The 6,804-nt window shown below is 70.1% G+C and carries 7 protein-coding genes and 1 tRNA gene; 7 read left to right on the top strand and 1 reads right to left on the bottom strand.

All coding sequences use genetic code 11. The features are described from left to right. The 6 genes from ABT297_RS30850 to ABT297_RS30825 all read left to right on the top strand — a co-directional run. A partial coding sequence (locus tag ABT297_RS30850; RefSeq protein WP_350555911.1) for a sensor domain-containing diguanylate cyclase occupies positions 1-785 on the top strand: 785 nt, incomplete at its 5' end. A gap of 9 nt (positions 786-794) precedes the next feature. After that, positions 795-1,727 carry a UTP--glucose-1-phosphate uridylyltransferase gene (locus tag ABT297_RS30845; protein ID WP_350555910.1) on the top strand — a complete coding sequence of 311 codons (933 nt, stop codon included), beginning with the start codon at positions 795-797 and terminating at the stop codon, positions 1,725-1,727. Next, positions 1,724-3,010: a molybdopterin molybdotransferase MoeA gene (locus ABT297_RS30840; RefSeq protein WP_350555909.1), complete on the top strand. Its 1,287-nt coding sequence runs from the start codon at positions 1,724-1,726 to the stop codon at positions 3,008-3,010. The genes ABT297_RS30845 and ABT297_RS30840 overlap by 4 nt, the downstream gene beginning before the upstream one ends. Further along, positions 3,007-3,624 carry a GNAT family N-acetyltransferase gene (locus tag ABT297_RS30835; RefSeq protein WP_350555908.1) on the top strand — a complete coding sequence of 206 codons (618 nt, stop codon included), beginning with the start codon at positions 3,007-3,009 and terminating at the stop codon, positions 3,622-3,624. The genes ABT297_RS30840 and ABT297_RS30835 overlap by 4 nt, the downstream gene beginning before the upstream one ends. 205 nt (positions 3,625-3,829) lie before the next feature. Continuing rightward, the gene (gene sepX / locus ABT297_RS30830; RefSeq protein WP_350555907.1) at positions 3,830-4,507 is read left to right on the top strand and encodes a divisome protein SepX/GlpR; all 678 of its coding nucleotides are present in this window, start codon (positions 3,830-3,832) and stop codon (positions 4,505-4,507) included. Positions 4,508-4,572: 65 nt separating this feature from the next. Then, a tRNA-Ala gene (locus tag ABT297_RS30825) sits at positions 4,573-4,649 on the top strand. A gap of 235 nt (positions 4,650-4,884) precedes the next feature. Here ABT297_RS30825 and ABT297_RS30820 read toward each other — a convergent pair. Next, the gene (locus ABT297_RS30820) at positions 4,885-5,748 is read right to left on the bottom strand and encodes an esterase/lipase family protein (protein ID WP_350555906.1); all 864 of its coding nucleotides are present in this window, start codon (positions 5,746-5,748) and stop codon (positions 4,885-4,887) included. Positions 5,749-6,065: 317 nt separating this feature from the next. Here ABT297_RS30820 and ABT297_RS30815 point away from each other — a divergent pair, with 317 nt between their 5' ends. Continuing rightward, positions 6,066-6,638, top strand: a complete 573-nt coding sequence (locus ABT297_RS30815) for a CHAP domain-containing protein (RefSeq protein ID WP_350555905.1) — start codon at positions 6,066-6,068, stop codon at positions 6,636-6,638. The last annotated feature ends 166 nt before the right edge of the window (positions 6,639-6,804 follow it).

Raw genomic sequence — 6,804 nt, 5'->3', positions numbered from 1 at the left:
CCGGGCCGACCACCGGGCTGGAGGCGCAGCCGGAGCGGCCGCCGGCCGCCCGCGGCGTGCTCGCCCTCTACGACCGGCACGGCTTCGACGAGTTCGACGACGCCGACCTCTTCACCCTGCGCACCTTCGCCGGGCAGGCCGCCGTCGCCGTCGACAACGTCCGGGTGCACGAGGAGGCGCAGCGGCTGTCGCTCACCGACCCGCTGACCGGCCTGTCCAACTACCGCTACCTGCGCGAGTCGTTGCGCCGGGAGGTCGAGCGGGCCAGCCGGTTCGGCCGCGCGCTGGCCGTGCTCGTGCTCGACCTCGACCACTTCAAGGATGTCAACGACACCCACGGGCACGCGGCGGGCGACGCGGTGCTGGCCGAGTTCGCCCGCCGGCTGCGCGCGGAGATCCGCGAGGTCGACTTCGCGTTCCGGCAGGGCGGGGAGGAGTTCGTGGTGCTGCTGCCCGAGACCGACGCGGGCGGCGCCGCGGTGCTCGCCGAGCGGCTGGGCGCGGCCGTGCGGCGCACCCCGGTCCTCGCGGTGTCGTCGACCGCCGGCCAGCCGCCGCGTCGGATTCCGGTTACGGTATCGATCGGCATCGCGGTTTTTCCGCATCACGGGACCACCGGCCCGGCGGTGCTCGAGGCGGCCGACGACGCCCTGTACGCGGCCAAGGCGGGAGGTCGGGACACATATCGGTTGGCGGCCGGCGTGACCAGCGGGAAGGCGAGCGCCGAGGTGACGCCCGGCGCGCCAAAGGCGGCGCAACCACCGCGACAGAGCCGCGGCGGCTAGCCTTTCTACATGCCTGACACGACTCCTCACCAGTCCGCGACGCGCCAGCGGGCTGTCAAAGCCGTGATCCCGGCGGCGGGACTTGCTACCCGCTTCCTCCCGGCGACGAAGGCCGTACCCAAGGAGCTGCTCCCGGTCGTCGACCGGCCGGTGCTGCAGTACATCGTCGAGGAGGCGGCCGCCTCCGGCATCCGGGACATCCTCCTGGTGACCGGCCGGGGCAAGACCTCCATGGTCGATCACTTCGACCGTCGCCCCGATCTGGAGGCCCGGCTCGCCGAGAAGGGCGACGTCAAGCGCCTCGAGGCGATCAAGCGCCCGTCCGAGCTGGCCGAGATCTACACCTGCCGGCAGGGTGAGCCGCTCGGGCTGGGGCACGCCGTTTCGTACGGCGAGTCGCACGTCGGAAACGAGGCCTTCGCGGTGCTGCTCGGCGACGAGTTCGTCGACGAGGGCGAGCCGCTGCTCCCGGCGATGCTCGACCTGCAGGCGCAAACGGGCGGCATCGTCCTGGCGTTCATCGAGGTCGACCCCGACGAGACCAACCGCTACGGCATCGCCGCCGTCGAACCCTCCGATCACATCGTCGAGGCCGGCGAGACGGTGACGGTCACCGCGCTGGTCGAGAAGCCCAAGCCCGAGGAGGCGCCGAGCAACCTGGCCATCGTCGGGCGGTACGTGCTGCCCCCCGAGATCTTCGACGCGATCCGCCGCATCGGCCCCGGCGCCGGCGGGGAGATCCAGCTCACCGACGCGATGGCGCTGCTGCTCGCGGAGGGGACCCCCGTGCACGGCATCGTCTACCGGGGCACCCGGTACGACACCGGCATGCCGCTGGGGTATTTGCAGACGGTCGTCCAGCTCGCGGTGAAGCGCGACGACCTCGGCGAGGCATTCAGCCAGTGGCTGACCCAATTCGTGGAGAAGGACTTGCGCGGGTGACAGCGGTTCCAGCGACGGGCTCCCACCCAGACGCGGCGCGCGACGCCGGCGTCGGGTCGAGCGCGCGCGTCCCCCTCGCCGACTACCTCGCCGGCGTGCTCCGTGGGCTGCGCCCGTTGCCCCCGCTGGACCTGGAGATCACCGCCGCGCACGGCAACGTGCTCGCCGAGGACGTGGTCGGACCGGGCCCCGTGCCCGCGTTCGACCACGCCGCGATCGACGGGTATGCCGCGCGCTTCGACGACATCAGCGACGCCCAGCCGGGCCGCCCGGTCCGGCTGAGCGTCGTCGGCGACCTGGTGGCCTCGAGCTGGCGTCCGGTCCGCCTCACCCCCGGCACCTGCTTCTCGGTCGCGGCCGGGGCGCTCATGCCGGTCTCCGCCGACGTCGTCGTGCCGTCCGGCATGACCGACCAGGGGATGGCCGCGGTCGAGGTGTACCACCCGGCCAAGCGCGGCCACGGCGTGCGCCGGGCCGGCGACGAGCTGCCCGCGGGCGCCGTCCTGGCCCGGGCCGGGGCCTACGTCACCCCGCCGCTGGTCTCGGTCCTCGCCGCCAGCGGCATCGGCCACGTCGTGGTCCGCCCCAGCCCTCGCGTCGTGGTCATCGCCACCGGCGACGAGCTCGTCGATGTCGGCCGGGCCAGCCAGCCGGGCCAGGTCGTCGACGCCAACTCCCACGCCCTCACCGCCGCGGCGGCCGAGGCGGGCGCCCACGCGTACCGCGTCGGCATCTGCGACGACGACCCCGAGGGCCTGCGCGGCCTGCTCGACGACCAGATGCTGCGCGCCGACCTGATCATCACCACCGGCGGGACCGGCACCGGCCCCGGCGACATGGTCCGCCGCATCCTCTCGCGCACGGTCGTGTTCTCCGATCTTTCGGTGTACCCGTGCTCATCCCTCGGTTACGGCAACGTCGGCGGCCCCAACGGCGTGCCGATCGTCTGCCTGCCCGGCGACCCCGGCGCCGCGCTCATCGGCTTCGAGGTCCTCGCCCGCCCGGTCATCCAGCTGCTCGCCGGCGCCGACCCGGTCTTCCGCCCGAGCGTGCGCGCCCACCTGCTGGAAACCGTCAACTCGCCGTCCGGGATGCGCGAGTTCCGGCCCGCGTACATCACGGAACGCCGTGGCGGCGGGTACACTGTCGCTCCGCTGGCCGGTGGACCGTACACCCTCTCCGGTCTTGCCGACGCCAACGGCCTGATGGTGCTTGGCGAGAAGGTCATCAGCGCGGCCGCAGGCTCCACGGTGGACGTCATACTCTTGGATAGGCGGCGATGAGTCAGCCGGGATGGCCCGCAGTCCTCTCCGACGGTCCGGTCATGTTGCGGCCGTACCGCCGCTCAGACGCGCGTGCCTGGTCCGAGGTGCGGCGGGCCAACGAGCAGTGGCTCGGCAAGTGGGAGCCGACCCCCTACGGCACCTGGTATGAGCTCAACTCCGTGGCCGCCTTCCGCGCCGTGCACGCCGACCTGCGCCGCGCCGCCCGGCACGGCACCGCGATGCCCTTCGCGGTCTGCTACTCCGGCCAGCTCGTCGGGCAGCTCACGCTCGGCAACATCGTGCGGCGGGCGTTCTGCTCCGGGTACGCCGGATACTGGGTCGACTCCCGCTTCGCCGGCAAGGGCATCATTCCCACCGCCCTCGCGCTGGTGGTCGACCACGCCTTCAGGGTCGGCGGGCTGCACCGGATCGAGGTGAACATCCGCCCCGACAACCTGGCGAGCCGCCGGGTCGTCGAGAAGCTGGGATTCCGCCAGGAGGCCTACCATCACCGGTACCTCCACATCGACGGCGACTGGCGCGACCACCTCGGCTACGCGATGACGACCGAGGACCTGGCGAACGAGCGCGGCCTGTTGGAGCGCTGGCACAAGTCCTCGGCCACCGCCTGACCCGGGCGAGTTCGCCCGTCGGTCGATTTCTCCGGCATTTCGGTTATGTCGAGCTCGCGCGAACGGACGTTTCGTCCTGCGTGTTGACGTGGTAAAACGCGCCGCGCCACGTATGGTCATGAGCGGAGTTACCGCACTGTAACTTCGACAGACTTGGATGACTTGCGCGCTCGGCGGACCGGCGCGAGAGGCTGGATTAGGAGGGGTGAGGGTGCCGACCTCGGTGCTCCTCGCCGTCCTCGCCGCTGCTGGGCTCCTCGCCCTGGCGCCCGCACTGGTGCGCCGATACGACGCTACAGAGCGGCTGGTGGCGGAGCGGGCGTTGTCGACCGCGCGGGTGCTGTCCCGCACGGACCGGCGCCGCCGCACCGTGCCCGGCCGCCGCCCGGTCAACCCGCCCCGCCTGCTCGTTCCGCGGGTGTCCTCCGCCCCCGGCCCACTGCCGGCGCCGCGCCGCTCCCTGGCTCCCGTGCCGCAGTCGGCCCGCCGCCGGGTCCACCGCGCCCCGCGGGCCATGTACCGGCGGCGCCGGGTGCTGCTCGCGCTGGTCCTGCTCAACATGGTCGAGCTGTGCGGCGTCGCGCTCGTCAGTCCCGGCTTCTGGGTGGGCTTCGCCGTCACCGGCCTGCTCCTCGTCGCCTACCTCGCCCACCTGCGCAACCGCGCCCTGGCCGACCGCCGGCGCCGCCGCGACGAGGCGCGGTACGCCGCGTGGATCGCCCGCCGCCAGGCCCAGGTCCGCCGCGAGCAGCTCCGCCGTGCCGCCGCCCGCCGCGAGGCCCTGGCCCGCCAACTGGCCGAACGCGACCGAGCCCGCCGCGAGGCGGCCCGCCTTTCGGCTCTGCGCGGCCGCCCGTACGACACGCGGGCGTCGGGCCAGTGATCTGATTCGCGGACCCGACAGGCGACCTGTTACTCTTAGCGCCGGTCCGCTTCGGCAGACCGGCTGGGGTTGTGGCGCAGTCTGGTAGCGCACCTCGTTCGCATCGAGGGGGTCAGGGGTTCGAGTCCCCTCAACTCCACCACGCAGCAGTAGGTCAGGGCCGATTCCTTTTGTGGGAGTCGGCCCTCGTGTATCTCGGGGCCGCTTCGCGGGAGAATCTCTGGGGAGACGGTCAAGCGCGGCCACCGGGGAACCATCCAGCGCCGCCTCCCATAGCCCCGTCAGGCCCTCTAGGAGACGCCCGCGCATCTTCCGGGCGTAGCGAGCCTGAATCAAGCGGCCCCGTGTTGCCACGGGGCCGCAAGGATCGCTACCGCCTACCACTTGCTCCAGGAGAAGAGAGCGTTGCTGGCCGCCTTGATGGGTGCGGCGCCCTTGCTCACCTCGTGCCATTGCTTGTCGCCGGCGTTCCAGTACTTCTGCTTATACGTGCCGCGTACGGTATCGGTGATGTTGCCGTGATTGACGTTAGATCCGTCACGGTAGATCACGCGGTGACCGCCGGAGATGTTGGTCGCCGAGTCGGCGGAGACGACCTGGTCGTCGTCGGAGCCGATCATGGTCCAGTCGGTGCCCTGCTTCGACTGTGGGTTGGCCTGCAACGAGCGCAGGAAGGGGGAGTCGCCCGACATCTCGTTGCATTGGACGCTGCGGCAGAGTCGGGTGAATCCGGCTGAGCCCCGATGCGGCGTGGAGAGCGTCACAACGTCCTCGACGTACAAGTAGGGCGGGAAGCCCTGTTCCTTCGCCGCCGTGCCGGCGAGCGCGGCCCGGATCACCAGGCCGCCCATTGAATGGGCGAGTACATCGACCGACTTGCCTTTCTTTGAATAGCGGCTGTAGATCTCGTTGGCCAGCTTCCGGCCGAGATCCTTGATGTGCGTGCTCTGGTCTCCTCGGTTGATGGTCACCCCGCAGTTGGTGTCATTGGCATAGAAGCCGACGGTGTGCTGCGGACCGGTCCACCCCCACGTCCGCATCTCCTTCATCGCGGCGCCCCAGTAATCGTTGCAGTCGGCTCTGGTGAGGGGTTCCCAGCCGTGGATGAAATAGACCGGCTCGCTGCTGCTGTCGCTGCGCTTTGGCGTCGACGTTGCGGCTTGGCCGACCCCGACAATACCCACGATCGCGGCGATGACAACGCCGAGTGCCATGGACAGAATTGCCCAGTTACGTTTCACGGATTGCCCCTTGAGTTCCGAGAGTGAATTTTTCGCCAGGCGGCAGGGCAATGTATTCATGGCGCCGAACTGATTTGGAAGAGTTGATGAGTACGGGATTGATCGGTACGGCGTTCGTCATCGTCAATTGCGTTCCGTACTGTCCCGTTCCGCGACGTACGGAGCAGGACGGGGGTCGCTGGCAGGCGGGCGATGTTCGGAACAGCCTCGGACGGCGCTCATTCATTGGCATTGGTCGGTCGAACACGTGAGCTGTCGATGCGGCGAATTCCCGGGGCCGCCGCATGATTCGGAGTCAGCCAATGTGGAGGAATTTTATGAACGGCGTCTGGAAGAAGAAGGTCGTGCCGCTCCTGGTGGCGTTCGCGGCCATCGCGGCCCTGCTGACCGGTGGTGCGGTGGCGGCCAACGCGGCCGCGTCCGACCCCGACACCAAGGCGAAAGCCTGCCAGAGCGACAAGTCGCTGGACCGGCGCGAAAAGGTCGGCTGCATCGCAGAGAGTCAGGTCGGCGTGCGCGAGCGCGGCACGACCAAGCGGGCAGCGAACAACTGCCAGAAGTACTTCCGCGACTTCGGCTCAGGGCTGAACTGCGACGACGACACGAACGGCCAGTGGTGCGCCGCTTTTACGCGCTGGGTGTGGACGAAAGCGGGCGTGCCCAATACGCCGAAGTCGTTCGCGGTGCAGGGCTGGGTGGCTGCGCTCACCAAGGTGAGCACGCCCAAGCCGGGTGACGTCGCGGTCGCGAGCAGCGGTCAGCACATCGAAATCGTGGTAAAGGTCAGCGGTACCACGATCCATACGATCGACGGAAACGGTGGGAAGGACAACGTCGCCCGCGGAAGCCACCGCAAGGGCGTGATGACGTACTACCGCATGGGCTCCTGACCGCGGGCCGCAACCGACGGCAGTGAGCCGAGGGGCCACTCGTACCGGTGGCGTCCGATGGTCGATAGCTTTGTCATCGGGCAGTCGATCGAGCGGGTGGCCCGGGCGAGGGCGGCGGCAGCGGGTCGCCGACGACGATCGTCAGTTGTTTCGCCCGGCGATACCT

Origin of the sequence: Dactylosporangium sp. NPDC000555 (assembly GCF_040300025.1) — a bacterium.
GTDB lineage: Bacteria > Actinomycetota > Actinomycetes > Mycobacteriales > Micromonosporaceae > Dactylosporangium.
Note: the sequence above shows the minus strand (reverse complement) of the source record. Positions and strands in the feature narration are given on the sequence as shown.

What these genes read in the sequence shown, in the direction of transcription:
- ABT297_RS30845 (WP_350555910.1), top strand. Translation starts at nt 795, where the DNA reads ATGCCTGACACGACTCCTCACCAGTCCGCGACGCGCCAGCGGGCTGTC.
- ABT297_RS30835 (WP_350555908.1), top strand. Translation starts at nt 3,007, where the DNA reads ATGAGTCAGCCGGGATGGCCCGCAGTCCTCTCCGACGGTCCGGTCATG.
- ABT297_RS30815 (WP_350555905.1), top strand. Translation starts at nt 6,066, where the DNA reads ATGAACGGCGTCTGGAAGAAGAAGGTCGTGCCGCTCCTGGTGGCGTTC.